Annotated in this window: 21 protein-coding genes; 14 read left to right on the top strand and 7 right to left on the bottom strand. The window is 65.9% G+C overall.

The genetic code is table 11. The features are described from left to right. Nucleotides 1-32 precede the first annotated feature (32 nt). The 3 genes from HWX22_RS11230 (at nt 33) to HWX22_RS11240 (ending at nt 3,832) form a co-directional block, all read left to right on the top strand. Nucleotides 33-1,289, top strand: a complete 1,257-nt coding sequence (locus HWX22_RS11230) for an ABC transporter permease (protein WP_059525635.1) — start codon at nt 33-35, stop codon at nt 1,287-1,289. A 37-nt stretch (nt 1,290-1,326) separates the two neighbouring features. Next, nucleotides 1,327-2,163: an ABC transporter permease gene (locus tag HWX22_RS11235; protein WP_059525632.1), complete on the top strand. Its 837-nt coding sequence runs from the start codon at nt 1,327-1,329 to the stop codon at nt 2,161-2,163. Nucleotides 2,164-2,404: 241 nt separating this feature from the next. After that, entirely contained in the window at nt 2,405-3,832 is a 1,428-nt protein-coding gene (locus HWX22_RS11240) for an MFS transporter (protein ID WP_175915647.1), read from the top strand. Nucleotides 3,833-3,914: 82 nt separating this feature from the next. Here HWX22_RS11240 and HWX22_RS11245 read toward each other — a convergent pair whose 3' ends face one another. Beyond that, entirely contained in the window at nt 3,915-5,654 is a 1,740-nt protein-coding gene (locus HWX22_RS11245; protein WP_175915648.1) for a S53 family serine peptidase, read from the bottom strand. A gap of 700 nt (nt 5,655-6,354) precedes the next feature. On the opposite strand from HWX22_RS11245, the gene HWX22_RS11250 reads away from it, so the two are divergent. Genes HWX22_RS11250 through HWX22_RS11260 form a run of 3 tightly spaced genes read left to right on the top strand, consistent with a single transcriptional unit; the run spans nt 6,355 to nt 7,531 of the window. After that, a complete protein-coding gene (locus HWX22_RS11250) occupies nt 6,355-6,678 on the top strand; it encodes a metalloregulator ArsR/SmtB family transcription factor (protein ID WP_175915649.1) in 324 nt (107 codons plus the stop codon). Continuing rightward, the gene (locus HWX22_RS11255; protein WP_175915650.1) at nt 6,675-7,106 is read left to right on the top strand and encodes an SRPBCC domain-containing protein; all 432 of its coding nucleotides are present in this window, start codon (nt 6,675-6,677) and stop codon (nt 7,104-7,106) included. The genes HWX22_RS11250 and HWX22_RS11255 overlap by 4 nt, the downstream gene beginning before the upstream one ends. Continuing rightward, the gene (locus tag HWX22_RS11260; RefSeq protein WP_175906464.1) at nt 7,103-7,531 is read left to right on the top strand and encodes a DUF1801 domain-containing protein; all 429 of its coding nucleotides are present in this window, start codon (nt 7,103-7,105) and stop codon (nt 7,529-7,531) included. Before HWX22_RS11255 ends, HWX22_RS11260 begins: the two co-directional genes overlap by 4 nt. Nucleotides 7,532-7,650: 119 nt before the next feature. Here HWX22_RS11260 and acnA read toward each other — a convergent pair whose 3' ends face one another. The 5 genes from acnA to HWX22_RS11285 all read right to left on the bottom strand — a co-directional run bounded on the left by acnA (nt 7,651) and on the right by HWX22_RS11285 (nt 14,812). Then, nucleotides 7,651-10,368, bottom strand: a complete 2,718-nt coding sequence (gene acnA, locus HWX22_RS11265) for an aconitate hydratase AcnA (protein WP_059524704.1) — start codon at nt 10,366-10,368, stop codon at nt 7,651-7,653. 52 nt (nt 10,369-10,420) lie between these two features. After that, nucleotides 10,421-11,872 carry a bifunctional 2-methylcitrate dehydratase/aconitate hydratase gene (locus HWX22_RS11270; protein ID WP_175906461.1) on the bottom strand — a complete coding sequence of 484 codons (1,452 nt, stop codon included), beginning with the start codon at nt 11,870-11,872 and terminating at the stop codon, nt 10,421-10,423. Between the two features lie 32 nt (nt 11,873-11,904). Next, the gene (locus HWX22_RS11275) at nt 11,905-12,414 is read right to left on the bottom strand and encodes a hypothetical protein (RefSeq protein ID WP_175906459.1); all 510 of its coding nucleotides are present in this window, start codon (nt 12,412-12,414) and stop codon (nt 11,905-11,907) included. 223 nt (nt 12,415-12,637) lie between these two features. Further along, the gene (locus HWX22_RS11280; protein WP_059818788.1) at nt 12,638-13,642 is read right to left on the bottom strand and encodes an aldolase/citrate lyase family protein; all 1,005 of its coding nucleotides are present in this window, start codon (nt 13,640-13,642) and stop codon (nt 12,638-12,640) included. A 183-nt stretch (nt 13,643-13,825) separates the two neighbouring features. Beyond that, a complete protein-coding gene (locus HWX22_RS11285; RefSeq protein ID WP_175915651.1) occupies nt 13,826-14,812 on the bottom strand; it encodes a malate dehydrogenase in 987 nt (328 codons plus the stop codon). 288 nt (nt 14,813-15,100) lie between these two features. Between HWX22_RS11285 and HWX22_RS11290 the strand changes: the two genes are divergently transcribed. From HWX22_RS11290 to gltA, 7 genes are all read left to right on the top strand, one after another. Next, entirely contained in the window at nt 15,101-15,925 is an 825-nt protein-coding gene (locus HWX22_RS11290) for a GntR family transcriptional regulator (RefSeq protein WP_175915683.1), read from the top strand. Between the two features lie 170 nt (nt 15,926-16,095). Then, on the top strand, nt 16,096-16,512 hold the full coding sequence (sdhC, locus tag HWX22_RS11295) for a succinate dehydrogenase, cytochrome b556 subunit (protein WP_175915652.1): 417 nt from the start codon (nt 16,096-16,098) through the stop codon (nt 16,510-16,512). Nucleotides 16,513-16,516: 4 nt separating this feature from the next. Then, nucleotides 16,517-16,885 (top strand): succinate dehydrogenase, hydrophobic membrane anchor protein, encoded by a 369-nt coding sequence (sdhD, locus tag HWX22_RS11300; protein ID WP_006399546.1) that lies wholly within the window; start codon nt 16,517-16,519, stop codon nt 16,883-16,885. 3 nt (nt 16,886-16,888) lie between these two features. Next, nucleotides 16,889-18,664: a succinate dehydrogenase flavoprotein subunit gene (sdhA, locus tag HWX22_RS11305; protein WP_175906457.1), complete on the top strand. Its 1,776-nt coding sequence runs from the start codon at nt 16,889-16,891 to the stop codon at nt 18,662-18,664. 21 nt (nt 18,665-18,685) lie between these two features. Beyond that, nucleotides 18,686-19,387: a succinate dehydrogenase iron-sulfur subunit gene (locus HWX22_RS11310; protein ID WP_011658352.1), complete on the top strand. Its 702-nt coding sequence runs from the start codon at nt 18,686-18,688 to the stop codon at nt 19,385-19,387. Between the two features lie 8 nt (nt 19,388-19,395). Then, complete coding sequence (locus HWX22_RS11315; protein ID WP_059450790.1) at nt 19,396-19,668, top strand: succinate dehydrogenase assembly factor 2; 273 nt, start codon at nt 19,396-19,398, stop codon at nt 19,666-19,668. Between the two features lie 53 nt (nt 19,669-19,721). Beyond that, nucleotides 19,722-21,023 carry a citrate synthase gene (gltA, locus tag HWX22_RS11320; RefSeq protein WP_050011289.1) on the top strand — a complete coding sequence of 434 codons (1,302 nt, stop codon included), beginning with the start codon at nt 19,722-19,724 and terminating at the stop codon, nt 21,021-21,023. 90 nt (nt 21,024-21,113) lie between these two features. Here the strand turns inward: gltA and HWX22_RS11325 are convergent, their stop codons facing one another. After that, complete coding sequence (locus HWX22_RS11325) at nt 21,114-22,082, bottom strand: AraC family transcriptional regulator (protein ID WP_059525641.1); 969 nt, start codon at nt 22,080-22,082, stop codon at nt 21,114-21,116. 71 nt (nt 22,083-22,153) lie between these two features. Here HWX22_RS11325 and HWX22_RS11330 point away from each other — a divergent pair, with 71 nt between their 5' ends. Then, on the top strand, nt 22,154-22,543 hold the full coding sequence (locus HWX22_RS11330; RefSeq protein ID WP_175906455.1) for a VOC family protein: 390 nt from the start codon (nt 22,154-22,156) through the stop codon (nt 22,541-22,543). The last annotated feature ends 102 nt before the right edge of the window (nt 22,544-22,645 follow it).

Consider the following 22,645-nt stretch of genomic DNA (forward strand, 5'->3'; position numbering starts at 1 on the left):
TCGAGCCCGGCCGGAGAGAACCGTTGAACACGATGACGATCGCTCCTTCCTCGCCGTCGACAGCTGCGCTCAAGCGCGAGCTGAAGGCAGCCGAGGCCCGCAAGCGCACGATGGCGCTGCTGCTGATCGCGCCGCTCGCGATCTTCCTGCTGCTCATCTTCGTCGTGCCGATCGGCACGCTGCTCACGCGCGCGGTGCAGAACCCCGAGATCGCGACCGCGCTGCCGAACACGATCGCCGCGCTGTCGGGCTGGGACCGCAAGGCGCCACCGGCCGACGCCGCGTATGCCGCGCTCGCGGCCGACATGACGAAGGTCGCCGACAGCGAGGCGATGGGCGCACTCGCGCGGCGCCTGAACACCGAGATTCCCGGCTACCGCTCGCTCGTCGCGAAGACGGCGCGCGCGATGCCGCTGAAAGGCGACAACGACGCGGCGCTGACGCCCGCGCAAACGCGCGCGAAACTGATCGATCTCGATTCGCGCTGGGGCGACGTCGCGTACTGGCAGTCGATCGCGAAGAACGGCAGCCAGATGTCGCCGTTCTACCTGCTCGCCGCGCTCGACCACAAGCAGGACGGCTTCGGCCGGATCGTGCAGGCCGATCCCGATCAGTCGATCTATCTCGCGATCTTCGGCCGCACGTTCGTGATCGGCGTCGCGGTCACGCTGTTCGCGCTGCTGCTCGGCTATCCGCTCGCGTACTGGATCTCGACGTTGTCGGAGCGGCGCGCGAACCTCGTGATGATCCTCGTGCTGATTCCGTTCTGGACCTCGGTGCTGGTGCGCGTCGCCGCGTGGATCGTGCTGCTGCAGAGCGAAGGGCTCATCAACACGGCGCTGATCGGCAGCGGGCTGATCTCGCATCCGCTGACGCTGCTGTTCAACCGCGTCGGCGTGTACATCTCGATGACGCACATCCTGCTGCCGTTCATGATCCTGCCGCTCTACAGCGTGATGAAGTCGATCCCGCCGACCTACCAGCGCGCGGCCGTGTCGCTCGGCAGCCATCCATTCGCCGCGTTCTGGCGCGTGTACGTGCCGCAGACCTATCCGGGCGTCGGCGCCGGCGCGCTGCTCGTGTTCATCCTCGCGATCGGCTACTACATCACGCCTGCGCTGCTCGGCGGGCCGAACGACCAGATGGTCAGCTACTACGTCGCGTACTTCACGAACGTGACGATCAACTGGGGCATGGCGTGCGCGCTCGGCGGGCTGCTGCTCGCGGCGACGCTGGTGCTGTATGCGGTATATGGGCGCTTCACGCGCACCAACGTGAGCCTCGGCTGAGCGCCGCGCACAACGAAACGGGAAGGGGATGCCGACCATGAAACTCGCCAGGCCGCTGTTCGCGCCGCACATGTCGTTCGTCGAGCGCGCGTGGTACGTCGCGTTGCGCGTGCTCGTCGTGCTGACGCTGCTGTACCTGATCCTGCCGGTGCTCGCCATCGTGCCGCTGTCGTTTTCGTCGAGCACGTTCCTCGTCTATCCGATCCCGGGCTTCTCGATGCGCTGGTACGAGAACCTGATCGCGTCGGACGAGTGGCGGATGGCCGCGAAGAACAGCTTCATCGTCGCGCCGTCGGCGACCGTCGTCGCGACCGTGCTCGGCACGCTCGCCGCGATCGGCCTCACGAAGGCGGACTTCCGCGGCAAGGGGCTTCTGATGGCCGTGCTGCTGTCGCCGATGATCGTGCCCGTGGTCGTGGTCGGTGTCGGCATGTATCTGTTCTTCGCGCCGCTCGGGCTCGCGAATACCTACACGGGGCTGATCGCCGCGCACGCGGCGCTCGGCGTGCCGTTCGTCGTGACGACGGTGGCTGCGACGCTGCAGGGGTTCAACCAGAACCTGGTGCGCGCGAGCCTGTCGCTCGGCGCGAATCCCGTCACGACGTTCTTCCGCGTGACGCTGCCGGTGATCGCGCCGGGCGTGATGTCGGGTGCGCTGTTCGCGTTCGCGACGTCGTTCGACGAAGTCGTCGTCACGCTGTTCCTCGCGGGCGCGGACCAGACGACGCTGCCGCGCCAGATGTTCACCGGCATTCGCGAGAACATCAGCCCGACGATCGCCGCGCTTGCGACGATCCTGATCATTTTCTCGACGAGCCTGCTGCTCGCGCTCGAATGGCTGCGCGGGCGCAACGCGCGGCGCGCGGTGTCGTGACGGCCGGAAGCGCAGCGTCCGGTGTGCCGTCGATCGTTGCGTTTTCAACGATGCCGCGCACTCGACGCGGCGCCCCGAAGCTTTCGTTTCGCTGACTGACGACGCGGTCGCCTGCACGTTCGATGCGGCTCTGCAACAATACGGCTCGCAGTGCCGCGCGTTCCGTTCTTGCAGCAGGGGCGCCCGGTGCCGCGCCGCTCAATCCGCGACGCCGCGCGTCGCTCGTCAGTCGAGCCTCATCTTGTCCGAATTCGCATCCCCTGCCGGCGCCCGGGAGCCGGCCGTCAACTGGCGCGCGATGTCCGCCGTGCTGCTGGCCGTCGCGCTCGCGACGCTCGACACGGCAATCGCGAACACCGCGCTGCCCGCGATCGCCACCGACCTGCACGCGTCGCCGGCCGCGTCGGTGTGGATCATCAACGCCTACCAGCTCGCGATGGTCGCGACGCTGCTGCCGTTCGCGTCGCTCGGCGACATCGTCGGTCACAAGCGCGTGTATGTCGCGGGCCTCGCGGTGTTCACGCTCGCGTCGCTCGGCTGTTCGCTCGCGGCGACGCTGCCGCAGCTGACGGCGGCGCGGATCGTGCAGGGCTTCGGCGCGAGCGCGATCATGAGCGTGAACGTCGCGCTGATCCGCAACCTGTTTCCCGCGCACCGGCTCGGGCGCGGCGTCGGCTTCAACGCACTGGTCGTCGGCGTGTCGTTCGCCGTGGGGCCGACGATCGCGTCGCTGATCCTGTCGGTGGCCGCCTGGCCGTGGCTGTTCGCGGTGAACGTGCCGCTCGGCGTGCTCGCGCTTGCCGTGGCGATTCCGTCGCTGTCGCAGACGGCGCGCGGCAAGCATGCGTTCGATCCGCTCGCCGCGCTGTTCAACGTGATCACGTTCGCATCGCTGATCTTCGCGCTCGGCGAATTCGCGCAGCGCGGGCCGCTGTCCGTCGTGTTCGCGGCTGCCGCGGTCGCGCTCGCGTTCGGGGCGCTGTTGATCCGCCGCCAGCCGGGGCACCCGGCGCCGATGCTGCCGGTCGACCTGTTCCGCCGGCCGGTGTTCACGCTGTCCGCGCTGACGGCCGTGTGTGCGTTCGCCGCGCAGGGGCTCGCGTTCGTGTCGCTGCCGTTCTACTTCGAAACCGTCCTGCATCGCGACGCGGTGGAGACCGGCTTCCTGATGACGCCATGGTCGGCGATCGTCGCGCTCGCCGCGCCGATCGCGGGCCGGCTTTCGGATCGCTATCCGCCCGGATTGCTCGGCGCGATCGGTCTTGCGCTGCTGAGCGCGGGGATGGTGTCGCTCGCCGCGCTGCCGGCGGCGCCGAACGTCGTCGACATCGGCTGGCGGATGATGCTGTGCGGCGCGGGCTTCGGCTTCTTCCAGTCGCCGAACCTGAAGGCGTTGATGTCGAGCGCGCCTCCCGAGCGCAGTGGCGGCGCGAGCGGCATCATCGCGACCGCGCGGCTGATCGGGCAGGCGACCGGCGCGGCGCTCGTCGCGCTGTCGTTCGGGATCGCCGGGCGTCATGGGCCGACGCTCGCGCTGATGCTCGGTGCGGGTTTTGCCGGCGCCGCGAGCGTCGCGAGCGGGCTGCGGCTCTTCGCACCGTCGCATCGGGCCGGTGCGCCGGTCGCATCGGTCGCGGCGACGCCGGCGAAGGAGCCGGCGACGGAGTAGCGTTCCGTACGCGCCCGCTGCCCGCGAGTTTCCCGGCCGGCGCGCGGCGAACGACCGCCGCGCGCCGGCCTTCGCATCACGCTCAGAAGCCGCCCGTCTGGATCAGCTTGTTGAGGTTCGCGATGTTCAGGCTGCCGAAGCCGGTCGTCAGATCCCAGCCGGTGCCCGCGTTGTAGCCATACCCCTGATAGCCGTTGTTCCCCGACACGACGTCATAGCGCACGAGCGACGGGTTCGACGGAATGTCAGCATAGAACTTGCCGGCCGGGAAGCCGAGACCCGTGCCGTTCGCCGCGAGCAGACGCGCCCAGAAACCGGTGAAGATCGGCGCGGCGAGGCTCGTGCCGCCGATCTGCTGCAGCTGGCCGTAGTTGTAGATGTACGCGCCCGTGCTTTGCGCGGCGTCGAACGATACATCGGGCAACTGACGATTGCTGCCCGACTGCCACGCCGGCGCCGGCAGGACCGTGCTGACGCCGCCGCCCGTGGCCCACAGCTTGCCGTTCCCGTCGAGGCCTTCGTTCCACACCGTTTCGTTCGAGAATGCGCCCGCCGACGTGGTGTACAACGTCGTGCCGCCGATCGCGAGCACGTGCGGCGACGCGGCCGGCCACGACACCGTGTAGTTCGCGCCGTCCGGATAGCCGCGGTTGTTGCATTCGTAGACGCCTTCGTCGCCCGACGATACCGAGAACGTCTGGCCCTGCGCGGCAGCCGTCGTGAAGATCTGTTCCTCGGCGTCGATCGTGCCGTCCGCGTTCGCGTCGGTTTCGCACCAGCCGAGCGACACGTTGATCACCTTCGCGGTGTTGTCCGACACCGCGCGGTTGAATGCCTGCGTGAGCCCCGTGTTGCCGGCGGCGTTCAGGTCCGCCATGTAGAACAGCAGCTTGCCGACCTGGCCGCCGGCCGAGCCGACGATCGACTGGCTGTCGAGATCCCATTCGCCCTGGCCGTCCTGGTCGTCGCTGTAGCTGCCGCTCGTGCCGGTACCGTTGGTCTTGACGGTCTGGGTCGTGACCGTGCCGTAACCGTTGCTCGACGTGAACTGCTTCAGGTCCTGCAGCGTCTGCGACACGCCGCCGATCGTGATGATGCCGACGGTCACGCCGGCCGCGGTCGGCACGCCGGTCGCGTTGTAGAGGCCCGGGAATTCCTTCGGATAGTGGCCGGTGGCCGTGCCGGCCGCGAGTGCCTGCGGCTTCGCGACGTTGCCGATGCGGAGCATCGGCCGTGCGCGGGCGACGTTCTGCAACCCGAGCACCGAGCCGACGACGTCGCCGAGCGCGCGCGGCACCTGCGCGGTGGACGCGTTCGCGAAGCCCGAGCGGCCCGCGTACTGGAAATGCACGAGCGACGTGTTGAACGCGGTCTTCACCGTGCCGGCCGTGCCGCGTGCGGATACCAGCAGCCGGTTCGGCGCCACTTCGATGTTCACGAAGCCGCTCTTGCGCAGATAGTCGACGACCGACTTCACCTGCGCGTCGGTCGGTGCGTAGCTGGCGAGGAACTGCTCGTGCGTCAGGTACTGGCGGTAATGCGCGTTGCCGGGCCGATTCACGTCGTGCGCGAGCTGCTTGAGCTGCGCGGCGTTGCGCAGCTTCAGGCTGACGACGACGTCGGTCGTCTCGCCGGCCGCGAGTTCGAGCGACGGCGCCGCGCTGCGCGCCATCAGTTGCGGGCCGGTCAGAAAGGCCTTCGTGTGGGTGTCGACCCAGTCCGTCGTCGCATGCGCCGCGCCGGCGGCGAGCACGAGCGGCCACGCGCACGCGAGGCGGCGGGGCGACGGAAGGGGGAGGGCAAACCAGGCGTTCCTTTTCATCGGGAGTCCTTTTTAGGAGAGACGACGTTGCTGGAGCACCCGGCCCTTGTGGGGCCGCGAGCGGTGACGAGCGTAGGGCGTCGGTGCCGTTCAGGTAGCTGCCAGTTTCCATAGCTGTCAGTTCTGACATCGGCATGTACGCGCGCATGCGCGGCGGCGTCGACGCACGCGGCATCGGTGCCGCCGAAGGGAACCGGTTCGCGACGCGATCGCGCTGCGGTCGACGACGTTTGCACGCACGACTCGTTCGTCGCGGTATCGGAATGCGCGCGATTGCGGAGCGAATCGCCGCGAAAGCGCATTGCGTGTGATGGGGCGTCGGTGCGTCGCGCGTTGCACTATGTGGTCAAGCGTCGCCATGACGCCAACGCGACGACGCCGCGATGCGCGGATGCACAGAAACGGGGCCGGTCGATCGCGAGCGTTTCCCGAACTGTGGAACAGCGCGTTGCCGAGTCTTGCAGCGCGCTTTCGGTTCACGGGTCGGGCGAGCGGATTAGAGGAAATGCTCGAATGCGAACGATGGCGCCGATTCGGCGCGCGCCGGATATCCGTCGCCAGCGGTTCCGTTGCCGCTCGCCCTGCGCCGGCGAACGAGCACACTGCGGGATCGAACGACGTCACGCGCGAAATTCCTCCTTGACGCGTATCGTTCTCCGGCTATGCTTCAATCCATAACCGTCGGGTTATTAATTCGAACATGCACGACGCTCACGACCTGCTTTTCAGAACACTGGCCGATCCGACGCGCCGCGCGCTCTTCGAGCGGCTGTGCGAGGAGGGCGAGTTGACGGTCGCCGCGCTTACGGCCCATGCAGGCGTGTCGCAGCCGGCGGTATCGAAGCATCTGGGCGTACTGAAGCAGGCCGGGCTCGTGAGCGACCGTCACGAAGGCCGGCAGACGCACTACAGCGCGCAGCCGCAGGCGCTGATGCCGTTGATCGACTGGACCAGCCAGATGGCCGGCTTCTGGCAGAACCGGTTCGACGCTCTCGAAGATCTGCTCAAAAGGATGGATCAATGAACCAGGCCACTACCGAAACGCGTACCGTCGTCGTCGAACGGGAACTGTCGCATCCGCCGGAGAAGATCTGGCGTGCGCTCACGCAACCGCACCTGATCGAGGCGTGGCTGATGCAGAGCGACTTCGAACCCGTCGCGGGCCGTGCGTTCAGCTTCCGCGCCGACTGGGGTTCGGTCGACTGCACGGTGCTGACGATCGAGCCGCAGCGCGTGCTGTCCTATACATGGGCCGCGTATGGCCTGGAAAGTGTCGTCACGTGGACGCTCACGCCGACGCCGGCCGGCACGCTGCTGCGCATGGAGCAGGCCGGCTTCCGCGCGGATCAGGAACAGGCGTATCGCGGGGCGCAGCACGGGTGGGTGCGATTCTTCGAATCGCTCGAACAGGTGCTGGCGCGGCCCGATGGAGAACCGGAGGCCGGGGCATGAGCGCATCGGACCTGGAGCCGTCGGCACGCATCGACGCGCTGATCGCGGGAATCGCCGACTGGCGAGGCAAGACCTTCGCCGAACTGCGCGAGACGATCCTTGCCGCCGAAGACGGCATCGTCGAGGAATGGAAATGGATGGGCAGCCCGGTGTGGTCGTGCGACGGGATGATCGCGGTCGCGAACGCGCACAAGGGCAAGGTGAAGCTCACGTTCATGCACGGCGCGCACCTGCCCGATCCCGACGGGCTGTTCAATGCCGGCCTCGACGGCAATGCGCGGCGCGCGATCGATTTCCTCGAAGGCGACAAGCTGGACAAGCGGGCATTGAAGCGCCTCGTTCGCGCGGCGATCGACTACAACCGCGCGCACCTGAAGAAGAACGTGCGGGCGGGGGCCAAGGCACGCGGCGACAAGGCCGCATGACGTACTGCCGACATCGCGCTCCCGCCGCGCGCGCATAAAAAAAGCCCGACACGAGGTCGGGCATCCAAATCGGCCGCAACCGCCGCGAGGCGGCTGCGGCACCTGCAAAAGCAGGACGCTTACGCTGCGAGCAGCGAGCGCAGCACGAACGGCAGGATACCGCCGTGCTTGTAGTAGTCGACTTCGATCGGCGTATCGATGCGCAGCAGCACCGGCACGCGGGTCGCTTCGCCGTTCTTGCGGTGGATCACGAGCGTGACGTCCTGCTGCGGCTTGAAGTCGTCGCCGAGGCCCTCGATGTCGTACGTCTCTTCACCGGTGATGCCGAGCGACTGGACGCTGTCCGCGCCCTTGAACTGCAGCGGCAGCACGCCCATGCCGACCAGGTTCGAGCGGTGGATCCGCTCGAAGCTGCGTGCGATCACGGCCTTCACGCCGAGCAGTTGCGTGCCCTTCGCGGCCCAGTCGCGCGACGAGCCCGTGCCGTACTCTTCGCCTGCGAACACGACGGTCGGCGTGTCGGCCGCGACGTACTGCATGGCCGCGTCGTAGATCGACTGCTGTTCGCCGCTCGGCTGGTGGATCGTCAGGCCGCCTTCGACGCGCGTGCCGTCCGCCTTCGCCGGGATCATCAGGTTCTTGATCCGCACGTTCGCGAACGTGCCGCGCATCATCACGTCGTGGTTGCCGCGGCGCGAGCCGTAGCTGTTGAAGTCGGCCTTCTGCACGCCGTTCTCCTTCAGCCACTTGCCTGCCGGCGAGTCTTCCTTGATCGAGCCTGCCGGGCTGATGTGGTCGGTCGTGACCGAGTCACCGAAGATGCCCAGTGCGCGCGCGCCCTTGACCGTCGGGATCGACGCTGCCGGCTCCATCGAGAAGTCGTTGCCGAAGAACGGCGGCTCGGCGATGTAGGTCGACTTCGGCCAGTCGTAGACCTGGCCCGTTTCGCCCTCGATCTTGCTCCAGAGGTCGCCCTTCTTGGTCAGCTTCGAGTAGTTGTCCTCGAACTTCTTCGGGTCGAGCGCGAACTTGAGCAGCGCGTGGATTTCATCGCTGGTCGGCCAGATGTCGCCGAGGTAGATGTCGTAGCCGTCCTTGCCCTTGCCGACCGGCTCGGTCATCAGGTCGCGCGTGATGTTGCCGGCGATCGCGTAGGCGACGACCAGCGGCGGCGACGCGAGGAAGTTCGCGCGGATGTTCGGGTGGATGCGCGCTTCGAAGTTACGGTTGCCCGACAGCACCGCAGCCGCGACGATGTCGTTCTTCGTGATCGCTTCGTTCAGTTCCGGCGTCAGGTCGCCCGCGTTGCCGATACAGGTCGTGCAGCCGTAGGCGGCGACTTCGAAGCCGAGCTTCGCGAGGTAGGGCAGCAGGCCCGTCTTCGTCAGGTATTCGGTGACGATGCGCGATCCCGGCGCGAGCGACGTCTTGATGTGCGGCGCGACGGTCAGGCCGGCTTCGACGGCCTTCTTCGCGAGCAGGCCGGCGGCCAGCAGCACGCTCGGGTTCGACGTGTTCGTGCACGACGTGATCGCGGCGATCAGCACGTCGCCGTTCTTCACGTCGACGCCGTTGCTCGTCGTGTATTGCGCGTTCAGGTCGTCCGCCTTCTTCGCGAAGCCGTTTTCCGCGACCGGCTTCGAGAACAGGTCGGTGAACGTCGACTTGACGTTGCCGATCTCGATGCGGTCCTGCGGGCGCTTCGGGCCGGCCAGCGACGGGGCGACCGTTGCCAGGTCGAGCGTCACCGTCTTCGTGTAGTCGATGTCGCCGGCCTTCGGAATGCCGAACAGCTTCTGGGCCTTGAAGTAGTTTTCGAACGCGGCGATTTCCGCCTTCGTGCGGCCCGTGCCTTCGAAGTAGTCGATCGTCTTTTCGTCGACCGGGAAGAAGCCCATCGTCGCGCCGTATTCCGGCGCCATGTTGCCGATCGTTGCGCGGTCCGGCAGCGACAGCGACTTCGTGCCTTCGCCGAAGAACTCGACGAACTTGCCGACGACCTTCTCCTTGCGCAGCATTTCGGTGATCGTCAGCACCAGGTCGGTGGCCGTTACGCCTTCGCGCAGCTTGCCCTTCAGCTCGACGCCGACGACGTCCGGCGTCAGGAAGTACACCGGCTGGCCGAGCATGCCGGCTTCCGCCTCGATGCCGCCCACGCCCCAGCCGACCACGCCGATGCCGTTGATCATCGTCGTGTGGCTGTCCGTGCCGACGAGCGTGTCCGGGTAGTACACGGTGTCGCCGCCGTCCGCCTTCTTGTGGACGCCGCGCGCGAGATATTCGAGGTTCACCTGGTGGACGATGCCGACGCCCGGCGGCACGACCTTGAACGTGTCGAACGCCTGCATGCCCCACTTCATGAACTGGTAGCGCTCGTTGTTGCGCTGGAATTCCAGCTTCATGTTCAGGTCGAGCGCGTCCTTCTGGCGGAAGTAGTCGATCTGGACCGAGTGGTCGACGACGAGATCGACCGGGACCAGCGGCTCGATCTTCTTCGGGTTCTTGCCCGAACGCTCTGCCACACCGCGCATGGCCGCGATGTCGGCGAGCAGCGGCACGCCCGTGAAGTCCTGCAGCACGACGCGCGACACCACGAACGGAATCTCGTCGACGCGCTTCGCGGTCGGCTTCCAGTTCGCGAGTTGCTCGATGTGTTCTTCGGTGATCTTCTTGCCGTCGTAGTTGCGCAGCACGGACTCGAGCACGATACGGATCGACACCGGGAGGCGTTCGATCTTCGTCTTCAGTTCCTTGCCGAGCTGCGGCAGCGAGTAGAACTTGCCTTTGCCGGAACCGCTGTCGAATTCCTTGAGGGTCTTGTGGAGATTGTGGGCCATGGTGATTTTCCTGGGTTTAAGGCTAGGAAACAAAGAGTCCTGTAAATGACGGCTATATCACGTACAGATCGACGTACTCATCGACCGGCATCGCTTCGAGCTTTGCCTGGTCCAGCGACACGTCGAGAATCGCTTGTTGCTGCTTTGCCGGGAAGCGACGGGCGAGGTTGGTCCTGAACTTCTCGACCAGGAGCGGGATGCCGTCCGCACGGCGTCGCTGATGGCCGATCGGGTATTCGACCGCCACTTCGGCAAGCTTCGACCCGTCCGCGAATTCGATCGTCAGCGCATTCGCGATCGATCGTTTGGCCGGGTCATGGTAATCCTTCGTGAACTGCGGATCCTCGACGCACACGGTTTTCGCGCGCAGCGCGTCGATGCGCGGATCGGCGGCGACCGCATCTTCGTAATCGGCCGCGGTCAGCCGGCCGAACAGCAGCGGCACGGCGACCATGTACTGGATGCAATGATCGCGGTCGGCCGGATTGGCGAGCGGACCCTGCTTGTCGATGATGCGGATCGCGGCCGCGTGCGTGCGGATCGTGATCCGGCTGATCTCGTCGGTCGTGCGGCCCGCCGCGGTGAGCTGCGCGTGCAGTTGCAGCGCAGCCTCGGCGGCCGTCTGCGCGTGGAATTCGGCGGGGAACGCGATCTTGAACAGCACGTTCTCCATCACGTACGTGCCGTACGGGCGCTGGAAGCGGAACGGCTGCCCGTTGAACAGCACGTCATAGAAGCCCCAGGTTTTCGCGGTGAGCGCCGACGGGTAGCCCATTTCACCCGTTTTCGCGATCAGCGCGAGGCGCACCGCGCGGGACGTCGCGTCGCCGGCCGCCCACGACTTGCGCGAACCGGTGTTCGGCGCGTGGCGGTACGTGCGCAGCGCCTGGCCGTCGACGAATGCGTTCGATACCGCGTTGATCAGCTCGTCGCGCGTGAGGCCGAGCAGGCGGCCGACGACGGCCGTCGACGCGACCTTGACGAGCAGCACGTGGTCGAGCCCGACCGCGTTGAACGAATTCTCGAGTGCGAGGCAGCCCTGGATCTCGTGGGCCTGGATCATCGCGACGAGCACGTCGCGCATGGAAAGCGGCTTCCTGCCGGCCGCGACGGCCGTGCGGGACAGCCAGTCGGCCGTCGCCAGGATTCCGCCGAGATTGTCGGACGGATGACCCCATTCGGCGGCGAGCCAGGTGTCGTTGAAATCCAGCCAGCGGATCATCGCGCCGATGTCGAAAGCGGCCTGGACGGGATCGAGCTGGAAGGACGTGCCGGGCACCTTCGCGCCGTTCGGCACGATCGTGCCGGGCACGACGGGGCCGAGCAGCTTGGTGCAGGCCGGGTAGGACAGCGCCTCGAGTCCGCATCCGAGCGTGTCGATCAGGCAATGACGCGCCGTCTCCAGCGCGAGCGCGCTGTCGATTCCGGTGTTCAGCACGTAGTCGACGATATCGACGAGTACCGTATCCGGAGCGGGGCGGACGTTGGAGACCGAGGCGGACATCGAGGGGCCTGGGAGCGTGAAGACGCGGGCGCTTAGTTCGTTGCCGGCTTCAGTTCGTTCGATTGCGTCGGAGCCGGCGTGCCTTGCGCCATTTCCGGCGTCACGCATTCGTCGGCGAGACGCTCGCCGCCGTTGGCGTCGCTGAACAGCATCGCCTTGCTCGGGATCACGACCAGCTTGAAGCCCGCGGCCGGATCGTAGAACGTGTCGGCGCCCGTCGTCGTGGCCTGACGCGGCAGCTTGTAGTTCTTCTTCGCCCAGTGAACCGTGACGACCTGGTCACGCTTCATGTCGCCGGCGAGGTCGAACGACAGGCCGTCCTTGCACGCCCACTTGACTGCGCCGTCCGGTACCGGATCGACCTTGGCCGCGGCACGCGCCTGCGCCTTCTTGCTGCGCGGAACGATGCGCTTGGCCGGCGCCGGGCGCTTGGCCGTCTTCTTCGCGGTCGTCGCCGTATCCTGGGCGAACGCGCTCGGAGCCGACACCAGCATCGTGGCGGACAACGCGCCGATGGCGGTAGCGATCAGGAGTTTCTTCATGGAGTCAGAACCTTTCGATAATCAGTTGACAAGGGCCGGCGGCAGACACCGTCGGCCGGTTTGAAACTGCACGCGCCCCGGAAGCGCGCAGCGGCCGCTATTTTCACCTATTTGGCCGCGCATATTTCAGGTTTTCGGGCTCCGTTACGTTTTTTGTCGTTTCGCAAACCTGTCTCGGGTTCACGCTCCGGTGATTCGATGAAATGCGTGTGTCGGCGCGCGCTCACCGCGCGTCTCCGGCGGCCGGGCCGAACAGCGGCGCGGCCTCGGCCGGCACCGGCTGGCCGGTCGCCCGTGCGCGGCGCAGCACCGACCAGTAATAGCGGTAGCTCGCGCGGTCGTGCAGTGTATCGCCGTGGCGCGTCGGGCCCCAGTCGGCGGCCTGCGCGGCCAGCAGGATCTCGGCGGCCAGCGCGACTTCATCGGTGCGCGGCGCGAATGCGTCGACGATCGGGCGGATCTGCGCGGGATGGATGCTCCACATCCGCGTGAACGCGAACTCGTCGCGCGCGCGACGCGCGTCGCCGGCGACGACGGCCATGTCGCGCACCTCCGTCGTCACGTTGTGCGACGGCGTCTTGCCGTGCGCGTGGCAGGCGGCGGCGATTTCGAGCTTCGCACGGCGCACGAGCGGGTGGTCGAACTGGCCGGGCGAGCGCATCGCCGCATCGGGAATCGCGCCGTGATGCGCGGACACGAAGTCCATCAGCCCGAAGCTGAGCGTGCCGACCAGCGGCAGCGCGGCGAGGGCGGCCGCCTGCGCGAGCGCGCCGTGCGTCTCGACCAGCACGTCGACCGGGATCGGCTGCGCGAGGCCGAGCTCGCGGCGCGTGCCTTCGATGAACGCGACCATCTCGGCCGCGTCCGCGGCGCTCGCGATCTTCGGCAGCGTGACGTAGGCCGGCGCGCGCGCGGCGCGCAGTACGATGCGCACGTCGTCGCGCCAGTGGGGATGGGAAAAGTCGTGGATGCGGACGCCGACACGCCCGAAGCGGTTTTCGGCGCTGCCGAGAAGTTCGGCGACGAGCTGCGCGTGCGCGGCTTCCTGGCCGACGGCTGCGCCGTCCTCGCAGTCGAGCGTGATGTCGAACACGGGGCCGAGTTCGGCCTGGAGCGCGAGCGACTTGCGCATCAGCTTCTCGCTGCCCGCGTAGTGATCGCAGCAGGGCAGGATCGCGGGCGGGGACGCCCCGTCGTACAGCACTTGTGCAGGAGTGAGCGCGGACATCTCTTCTACGTCAAGGAGGCGGGCAACGTGGAGAAAATCGGATTCGGGCGCGTTCTGGGCCGGCGCGCGGGGCGCCTGGGCGGCAAAACGTGCCCGGATCGGATCGGGCGGCGGGGCCGGCTGCCGGCCCGCCGCCCGTGCCGTGACCGGACCGCCCGGAGGTGGCCCGGCCATGCAGTCTGCTTAGTTCTTCAGCAGGTGAGCGACGCCGTCGCGCTCTTCGAGCAGTTCGGCCAGCGTGCCGTCCATCTTCTCGCGCGAGAATGCGTCGATTTCGAGGCCTTCGACGCGCTTGTACTCGCCGTTTTCACACGTGACGGGCACGCCGTAGATGATGTCTTCGGGGATGCTGTACGAGCCGTCCGACGGGATGCCCATCGTGACCCACTTGCCGTTCGTGCCGAGGACCCAGTCACGCACGTGGTCGATCGCCGCGTTCGCTGCCGACGCTGCCGACGACAGGCCGCGCGCTTCGATGATCGCCGCGCCGCGCTTGCCGACGGTCGGGATGAACGTGTCGCGATTCCACACGTCGTCGTTGATCAGCTTCAGCAGCGACTCGCCTTCGACGGTCGCGAAGCGGAAGTCGGGGTACATCGTCGGCGAGTGGTTGCCCCACACGGCGAGCTTCTCGATCGAAGCGACCGGCTTGCCCGACTTCGCCGCGAGCTGCGACAGCGCGCGGTTGTGGTCGAGGCGCAGCATTGCCGTGAAGTTCTTCTTCGGCAGATCCGGCGCCGACTTCATCGCGATGTACGCGTTGGTGTTCGCCGGGTTGCCGACGACCAGCACCTTCACGTCGCGGCTCGCGACTTCATTCAGCGCAGCGCCCTGGACCGTGAAGATCTCGGCGTTCGCCGACAGCAGGTCCTTGCGCTCCATGCCCTTCGAGCGCGGACGTGCACCGACCAGCAGCGCGACGTCTGCATCCTTGAATGCAACCTTCGGATCGTCGGTGATCACGACGCCCGCGAGCAGCGGGAACGCGCAATCGTCGAGTTCCATCACGACGCCTTTGACGGCGGCTTGGGCTTGCGGGAGGTCGAGCAGTTGCAGGATGACCGGCTGGTCCTTGCCGAGCAGGTCGCCGTTCGCGATGCGGAACAGCAGGGAGTAAGCGATTTGACCTGCGGCGCCGGTGACGGCAACGCGCTTTGCGGGCTTAGCCATTGAAAATCTCCAGGACGGGTGAAGCGGTGGACGCTAGGCAAAACGCCATTCTATGCGCGTTACGCGTAGCGTTGCATTGAAGCAGGGCGGAGGACTCGCGAAAGGCAGACGCGGTGAACCTGGAGACGGCCGTGGCACGTAGCCGGGGACGCATTTTGCACCCGCGAACCCTTGCTCGCCCCGGAGTGTAGGAGCCGATGGACCCAAAGTCAAACGGTATCATATGTCTTATATAAGACAGATGTTTTGCGGAATTTGAGTGGACGGAAAAGCGCGGTTTGTGATGAAATGCGCGCCATGACATCGAACCAGGCGAACAACGCGAATCCGACCGGCGCAGGCGGCCCAGGGCAGCCGGGCGCGGCCGATTCCGTGCCGGCGCCTGCCGCTTCGCCGTCGCCGACATTCAGTCCGTTATACCAGCAGATCAAGTCATTGATCACGCAAAGCCTGGAATCCGGCGAGTGGAAGCCGGGCGAGATCATTCCGAGCGAAGTGGAGCTCGCGGCCCGTTACAAGGTCAGCCAGGGCACCGTTCGCAAGGCGATCGACGAACTGGCCGCTGAAAACCTGGTGGTCCGGCGGCAGGGCAAGGGCACTTTTGTTGCAACGCACAACGAAGATCGCGCGCAGTTCCGCTTTCTGCGTCTGCTGGCCGACGACGGTGCTGAGCATCCGCACGTGAGTCGCCTGCTCGAATGCCGGCGCCTGCGCGCGCCGGCCGAGATCGCGCGGCAGCTCGACCTGAAGCCGGCCGACCCGGTCGTGCAGGTGCGCCGCCTGCTGGAGTTCGAGAACGAAGTGACGGTGCTGGACGAGATCTGGCTGCCGGGCGTGATGTTCCGCGGGCTCACGTTCGAGCGGCTGAGCGAGTACAAGGGGCCGCTCTATGCGATGTTCGAGACGGAATTCGGCACGCGGATGATCCGCGCGACGGAGAAGATCCGCGCGGTGGCGGCGGAGCCGGCGGTGGCCGACCTGCTGCACGTGCCGGCGGGTTTTCCTTTGCTGTCTGTGGAGCGTGTGTCCTATACATACGGAGACCGGCCGGTGGAAGTGCGACGCGGCTGGTATGTCACAACCGGGTATTACTATCAGAATGACTTGAGCTGACGACGTATCGGCACAAGCAGCGTGCGCGCGCACTCCCCATGTTCGCGTAGCACGTTTCGGGCCGCCTTTATTCCCGTTCGCGTAATGATCCAGAGCAGACTTTCGCTGCAGCGCGATATAAAAAGGCGCTAAAATCGCGGATTAGTGTGACAACATAGTAGGGGTCTAGCATGACTGACGCAGTAAGAAAGCCGAGGCCGGAATACCGGAACATCGGATTCGGCGATATCACGATGAAATATCGCATGCCCTTGGCGGCGATATTGTCGATCCTCCATCGAGTCAGCGGCGCGCTGCTGTTCCTGTTCCTGCCGTTCCTGCTGTTCCTCTTCGATCAGAGCCTCACCTCCGAGCTCAGCTTCGAAGTCTTCAAGGGTTTCCTCTCCAACATCGTCGTCAAGCTGATCGTCCTCGCGTTGTCCTGGGCGTTCCTCCACCATTTCTGCGCCGGCATTCGCCACCTGCTGATGGACGTCAATCACGACGCCGTCTCGAAGGAAGGCGGCAAGCGGACGGCCGTCGTCGTCTTTGTCGTCTCGATCGCCCTGACGATCGCCATGGCACTCAAACTGTTCGGAGCATTCTAAGAAAATGGCAGCCAATAACCGAATCGGCTCGAAGCGCCTCGTCGTCGGCGCTCACTACGGCCTGCGCGACTGGCTCGCGCAGCGCGTCACCGCCACGATCATGGCGGTCTACACGGTCATTCTGCTCGTCCTGTTCTTCGGCGCGCATGACTTCTCGTACGAAGGCTGGGCATCGATCTTCTCCGCGCAATGGATGAAGCTCGCGACCTTCGTGACGCTGCTTTCCCTCTTCTACCACGCATGGGTCGGCGTGCGCGACATCTGGATGGACTACGTGAAGCCCGTCGGTGTGCGCCTGCTGCTGCAATCGCTGACCATCGTCTGGCTGCTCGCATGTGCGGGCTACGCCGCGCAGATTCTCTGGAGAGTGTAAAGAATGGCTGCAATCAAAACTTCCCTGCCGCGCCGCAAGTTCGACGTGGTGATCGTCGGCGCGGGCGGCTCGGGCTTGCGCGCAGCGCTGCAACTGTCGCGCGCGGGCCTGTCGGTCGGCGTGCTGTCGAAGGTGTTCCCGACCCGTTCGCACACGGTGGCCGCACAGGGCGGCATCGGCGCGTCGCTCGGCAACATGAGCGAAGACAACTGGCACTTCCACTTCTACGACACGATCAAGGGTTCCGACTGGCTCGGCGACCAGGACGCGATCGAGTTCATGTGCCGCGAAGCACCGAACGTCGTGTACGAGCTGGAACACTTCGGCATGCCGTTCGACCGTAACGCGGACGGCACGATCTACCAGCGTCCGTTCGGCGGCCATACCGCGAACTACGGCGAGAAGCCGGTCCAGCGCGCTTGCGCGGCCGCCGACCGTACCGGTCACGCGCTGCTGCACACGCTGTACCAGCAGAACGTCGAAGCGAAGACGCAATTCTTCGTCGAATGGATGGCGCTCGACCTGATCCGCGACGCGGACGGCGACGTGCTCGGCGTGACGGCCCTCGAGATGGAGACGGGCGACGTCTACATCATGGAAGGCAAGACGACGCTGTTCGCGACGGGCGGCGCAGGCCGGATCTTCGCGGCGTCGACCAACGCGTTCATCAACACCGGCGACGGCCTCGGCATGGCCGCGCGCTCGGGCATCGCGCTGCAGGACATGGAGTTCTGGCAGTTCCACCCGACCGGCGTGGCCGGCGCGGGCGTGCTGATCACCGAAGGCGTGCGCGGCGAAGGCGGCATCCTGCGCAACGCGAACGGCGAGCGCTTCATGGAACGCTACGCACCGACGCTGAAGGATCTGGCGCCGCGTGACTTCGTGTCGCGTTCGATGGACCAGGAAATCAAGGAAGGCCGCGGCGTCGGTCCGAACAAGGACCACGTGCTGCTCGACCTGTCGCACATCGGCGCCGAGACGATCATGAAGCGTCTGCCGTCGATCCGCGAAATCGCGCTGAAGTTCGCGAACGTCGATGCGATCAAGGAACCGATCCCGGTCGTCCCGACGATTCACTACCAGATGGGCGGCATCCCGACCAACATCCATGGTCAGGTCGTCGGCACGTCGCGCGGCCACAAGGATCCGGTCAACGGCTTCTACGCAGTGGGCGAGTGCTCGTGCGTGTCCGTGCACGGCGCGAACCGCCTCGGCACGAACTCGCTGCTGGACCTCGTGGTGTTCGGCCGTGCGGCCGGCAACCACATCGTCGAGCACGTGAAGAACCAGAAGGAACACAAGCCGCTGCCGGCCGATGCAGGCGAATTCTCGCTGGCGCGTCTGAACAAGCTCGACAAGTCGACCTCGGGCGAGTACACGCAGGACGTCGCCAACGACATCCGCGCGACGATGCAGAAGCACGCAGGCGTGTTCCGCACGTCGGCACTGCTGAAGGAAGGCGTCGACCAGATGGCCGGCCTGAAGGCACGCGTGGAAAACATCCACCTGAAGGACAAGTCGAAGGTGTTCAACACCGCGCGCGTCGAAGCGCTCGAGCTGGAGAACCTGATCGAAGTCGCCCGCGCGACGATGGTGTCGGCGGAAGCGCGCAAGGAAAGCCGCGGCGCGCACGCACACAGCGATTTCGAACATCGCGACGACGACAACTGGCTGCGCCACACGCTGTGGTACAGCGAAGGCGATCGCCTCGACTACAAGCCGGTTCAAATGAAGCCGCTGACGGTCGACTCCGTGCCGCCGAAGCCGCGCACGTTCTAAGCCGAGTCAAAGGAATCCGAAATGGCAAAACGCATTTTTGAAGTCTACCGCTACGATCCGGACAAGGACGCGGCGCCGCGCATGCAGACGTACGAGCTCGAGATCCAGCATGAGCGCATGCTGCTCGACGCACTGGTCAAGCTGAAGGCCGTGGACGAGACGCTGTCGTTCCGCCGCTCGTGCCGTGAAGGCGTGTGCGGTTCCGACGCGATGAACATCAACGGCAAGAACGGTCTGGCGTGCCTGACGAACCTGAACGACCTGCCGCAGAAGATCGTGCTGCGCCCGCTGCCGGGCCTGCCCGTCGTGCGCGACCTGATCGTCGACATGACGCACTTCTTCAACCAGTACCACTCGATCAAGCCGTACCTGATCAACGACGCGCCGCCGCCGGAGAAGGAACGTCTCCAGTCGCCGGAAGAACGCGACGAGCTCGACGGCGTGTATGAGTGCATTCTGTGCGCGAGCTGCTCGACGTCGTGCCCGAGCTTCTGGTGGAACCCGGACAAGTTCGTCGGCCCGGCCGGCCTGCTGCAGGCTTACCGCTTCATCGCCGATAGCCGCGACACCGCCACCGGCGAGCGTCTCGACAACCTGGAAGACCCGTACCGTCTGTTCCGTTGCCACACGATCATGAACTGCGTCGACGTTTGCCCGAAGGGCCTGAACCCGACGAAGGCGATCGGCAAGATCAAGGAACTGATGGTCCGTCGCGCGGTTTAAAGTTTGTGATGAGCGACGATTCGCATCAATCCGACCCGCACCGTCGCGCGCGCCTCCGCTGGCGCGCGCGGCGGGGTCTGCTGGAAAACGACATCGTATTCGAGCGTTTCTTCAGCAGATACGAGCATGACCTCACCGATGCAGACGTAGGCGCGTTGTCGCGCCTGCTCGATCTGAGCGACAACGACCTGATGGACTTGCTCCTCGCGCGCAAGGAACCAGAGGGCGACCTAGACAGCCCGGACGTTCACCGGCTGTTGGAGATGCTGCGCAACGTGTAACGCGTTACGCCCGTTATCGAATCCCGTTTCTTTATTTCGATTGAGGATGTGCCATGACTCCGTCTGATGTTAAAGCCACGCTATCGTTCAGCGACAATTCGCCGAGCGTCGAAATGCCGATCTACAAGGGGACGATGGGCCCGGACGTGATCGACATCCGCAAGCTGTACGGCCAAACCGGCAAGTTCACTTACGACCCGGGCTTCATGTCGACGGCAGCTTGTAATTCGGCGATCACGTACATCGACGGCGACAAGGGCGAACTGCTGTACCGCGGCTACCCGATCGACAATCTCGCGCAAAACGCGGACTTCCTCGAAAGCTGCTACCTGCTGCTGAAGGGTGAACTGCCGAACGCAGCACAGAAGAAGGAATTCGTCGACACCGTCACGAAGCACACGATGGTGCACGAGCAGATGCACTTCTTCTTCCGTGGCTTCCGCCGCGACGCGCACCCGATGGCAGTGCTGGTGGCTGCCGTCGGCGCGCTGTCGGCGTTCTATCACGACTCGCTCGACATCAACGATCCGCGTCACCGCGAAGTGTCGGCGATCCGCATGATCGCGAAGCTGCCGACGCTCGTCGCGATGGCGTACAAGTTCAGCATCGGCCAGCCGTTCGTTTATCCGAAGAACGAACTGTCGTACAGCGCGAACTTCATGCACATGATGTTCTCGAACCCGTGCGAAGAGTACAAGGTCAACGACGTGCTCGTCCGCGCACTCGACCGTATCCTGATCCTGCACGCCGACCACGAGCAGAACGCTTCGACGTCGACGGTCCGTCTGGCCGGCTCGTCGGGCGCGAACCCGTTCGCGTGTATCGCAGCCGGTATCGCATGTCTGTGGGGCCCGGCGCACGGCGGTGCGAACGAAGCCGCGCTGAACATGCTCGAGCAGATCGGTTCGCCGGACAACATCCCCGAATTCATCAAGCAGGTGAAGGACAAGAATTCGGGCGTGAAGCTGATGGGCTTCGGTCACCGCGTGTACAAGAACTACGACCCGCGTGCGAAGCTGATGCGCGAAACGTGCTACGAAGTGCTGAACGAACTCGGCCTGCACGACGACCCGCTGTTCAAGCTCGCGATGCAGCTCGAGAAGATCGCGCTGGAAGACGAATACTTCGTGTCGCGCAAGCTGTACCCGAACGTCGACTTCTACTCGGGTATCGTTCAGCGCGCGCTGGGCATCCCGACGTCGATGTTCACGTGTATCTTCGCGATGGCACGTACGGTCGGCTGGATCGCACAGTGGAACGAAATGATCGCGGATCCGGAACAGAAGATCGGCCGTCCGCGTCAGCTGTTCATCGGCGACACGCCGCGCGAAGCGAAGCCGCTCAACGCACGTTGAGTCGTGCGCGGCGCGAACGGCCGCAAGGCCGCTCGCGTCCGGCAATCGCAACGCCCCGACACCCCGGTGGGTCATCCCGCCGGGGTGTTTTCATTTGCGCGGCCGAACGGCATGGCGTTCCAGCGACGGCGGCCGCGTGTCGAGCGGTGGCGGCGCGCCGGCGTCGGGAGCGTGGCCATGCCGCGCGAAGAACTGCCGGTATGCGCCGGGCGTCATCCCGCGCGCGGCGAGGAACTGGCGGTTGAAGTTCGCGGCATTCGGAATGCCGCAGCGCGCGGCGACCGTCGCGATCGGCCAGTCGGTGCCCACCAGGTGGCGGCACGCATGCGCGAGCCGCAGCCGTTGCACGTAGCGGCCGACACTTTCGCCGAGGTGCCGCACGAACAGCCGCTGCAGCGTGCGTTCGGACATGTGCGCGACGGCGGCGAGCGCGTCGATGCGCAGCGGCTCATGGAAGCGCCGGTCGATCGCGTCGAGCACGCGGTCGAGGCGTTCGGCTTCGGGTGCGGCCGAGTCGGCCGATGACGCGGCTGCGTCGGGCCGGCCGTAGGCCTGGGCGGTGGCGAGCGGTTCGCCGCCGGCTTCAGCGAGATCGGCGAGCGTGTCGAGTGCGGCCGCGAGGCGGACGCGCGGCGATGAGTCGAGCAACTGCGGCAACCGCGCGCGCATCGCGCGGGCTGTCTCGGCGTCGAATGCGAGACCAGGCGCCGCGCGACGCAGCAGCGAGCGCAGCGGCGCGTACTCGGGGCAGCAGTCGGCCATGCGCCGTGCCCAGTCGCCGTCGAACCAGACGACGAGCGCGACTTCCGGCGCGTCACGATCGATGCGCGCATTCGACGACCACGTGTGCGGCAGGTTGGGCGGGACGAGCACCAGGTCGTCGTCCCCGTAACGGGCAACATGATCGCCGACGAAGCGCCGGCCTCGGCTGTTCAGCGTCAGCGTCAGTTCGTATTCGGGATGTCGATGCCATTCGAACGGAATGTGCGCGAGTTGACGGTGATACACGCGAATCGAACAGCCGGGGGCGAACGTCACATGCTCGTATTGCGGCTTCATCGCGACCTCCGGTCGAGCGGGGCAGCGCGCCGTGGCATGATCGTGATCGATCGTCACGACGGAGCGATGCCATGTTTTCACATGTTTGCGTAGGCGTCAGCGATACCGCGCGCGCGTACGACTTCTACGCGCCGCTGTTCGCGGAGCTCGGGCTGCGTCTGAAGTTCAGCGAGCCGGACGGCTGGTCGGGCTGGATGCCGGCCGATGCCGACCGGCCGCTGTTCTTCTTCGGCTGGCCCCTCGACGGCCGCGCGCCCGAACCGGGCAACGGCCATACGATCGCGTTCGACGTGGCGACGCGCGCGCGGGTCGACCGCTGTCATGCGCTCGCGCTGCAGCAGGGCGGCACCTGCGACGGCCCGCCGGGGCTGCGGCCGCACTATCACGCCGACTACTACGGCGCGTATTTCCGCGACCCGGACGGCAACAAGCTGTGCGTGGTCTGCCATCGCCCCGAGTAGCGAGTGGTTGTCGGGATTGTATCGATAGTTGACCGGATAGTGTCGATGACGGCGCCGCGTCGGCCGTACGCTGAATGCTCGACACGACACACGATTCAGCGA

The sequence above is a fragment of the Burkholderia sp. BCC1638 genome (genome assembly GCF_902833195.1).
Classification (GTDB): Bacteria; Pseudomonadota; Gammaproteobacteria; order Burkholderiales; family Burkholderiaceae; genus Burkholderia; species Burkholderia diffusa.

What these genes read in the sequence shown, in the direction of transcription:
- sdhD (WP_006399546.1), top strand. Translation starts at nt 16,517, where the DNA reads ATGGCAGCCAATAACCGAATCGGCTCGAAGCGCCTCGTCGTCGGCGCT.
- HWX22_RS11260 (WP_175906464.1), top strand. Translation starts at nt 7,103, where the DNA reads ATGAGCGCATCGGACCTGGAGCCGTCGGCACGCATCGACGCGCTGATC.
- HWX22_RS11325 (WP_059525641.1), bottom strand. Translation starts at nt 22,082, where the DNA reads ATGAAGCCGCAATACGAGCATGTGACGTTCGCCCCCGGCTGTTCGATT.
- HWX22_RS11270 (WP_175906461.1), bottom strand. Translation starts at nt 11,872, where the DNA reads ATGTCCGCCTCGGTCTCCAACGTCCGCCCCGCTCCGGATACGGTACTC.
- HWX22_RS11315 (WP_059450790.1), top strand. Translation starts at nt 19,396, where the DNA reads ATGAGCGACGATTCGCATCAATCCGACCCGCACCGTCGCGCGCGCCTC.
- HWX22_RS11285 (WP_175915651.1), bottom strand. Translation starts at nt 14,812, where the DNA reads ATGGCTAAGCCCGCAAAGCGCGTTGCCGTCACCGGCGCCGCAGGTCAA.
- HWX22_RS11235 (WP_059525632.1), top strand. Translation starts at nt 1,327, where the DNA reads ATGAAACTCGCCAGGCCGCTGTTCGCGCCGCACATGTCGTTCGTCGAG.
- sdhA (WP_175906457.1), top strand. Translation starts at nt 16,889, where the DNA reads ATGGCTGCAATCAAAACTTCCCTGCCGCGCCGCAAGTTCGACGTGGTG.
- acnA (WP_059524704.1), bottom strand. Translation starts at nt 10,368, where the DNA reads ATGGCCCACAATCTCCACAAGACCCTCAAGGAATTCGACAGCGGTTCC.
- HWX22_RS11290 (WP_175915683.1), top strand. Translation starts at nt 15,101, where the DNA reads ATGCGCGCCATGACATCGAACCAGGCGAACAACGCGAATCCGACCGGC.
- HWX22_RS11330 (WP_175906455.1), top strand. Translation starts at nt 22,154, where the DNA reads ATGTTTTCACATGTTTGCGTAGGCGTCAGCGATACCGCGCGCGCGTAC.
- HWX22_RS11250 (WP_175915649.1), top strand. Translation starts at nt 6,355, where the DNA reads ATGCACGACGCTCACGACCTGCTTTTCAGAACACTGGCCGATCCGACG.
- sdhC (WP_175915652.1), top strand. Translation starts at nt 16,096, where the DNA reads ATGACTGACGCAGTAAGAAAGCCGAGGCCGGAATACCGGAACATCGGA.
- HWX22_RS11230 (WP_059525635.1), top strand. Translation starts at nt 33, where the DNA reads ATGACGATCGCTCCTTCCTCGCCGTCGACAGCTGCGCTCAAGCGCGAG.
- gltA (WP_050011289.1), top strand. Translation starts at nt 19,722, where the DNA reads ATGACTCCGTCTGATGTTAAAGCCACGCTATCGTTCAGCGACAATTCG.
- HWX22_RS11280 (WP_059818788.1), bottom strand. Translation starts at nt 13,642, where the DNA reads ATGTCCGCGCTCACTCCTGCACAAGTGCTGTACGACGGGGCGTCCCCG.
- HWX22_RS11255 (WP_175915650.1), top strand. Translation starts at nt 6,675, where the DNA reads ATGAACCAGGCCACTACCGAAACGCGTACCGTCGTCGTCGAACGGGAA.
- HWX22_RS11310 (WP_011658352.1), top strand. Translation starts at nt 18,686, where the DNA reads ATGGCAAAACGCATTTTTGAAGTCTACCGCTACGATCCGGACAAGGAC.
- HWX22_RS11245 (WP_175915648.1), bottom strand. Translation starts at nt 5,654, where the DNA reads ATGAAAAGGAACGCCTGGTTTGCCCTCCCCCTTCCGTCGCCCCGCCGC.
- HWX22_RS11275 (WP_175906459.1), bottom strand. Translation starts at nt 12,414, where the DNA reads ATGAAGAAACTCCTGATCGCTACCGCCATCGGCGCGTTGTCCGCCACG.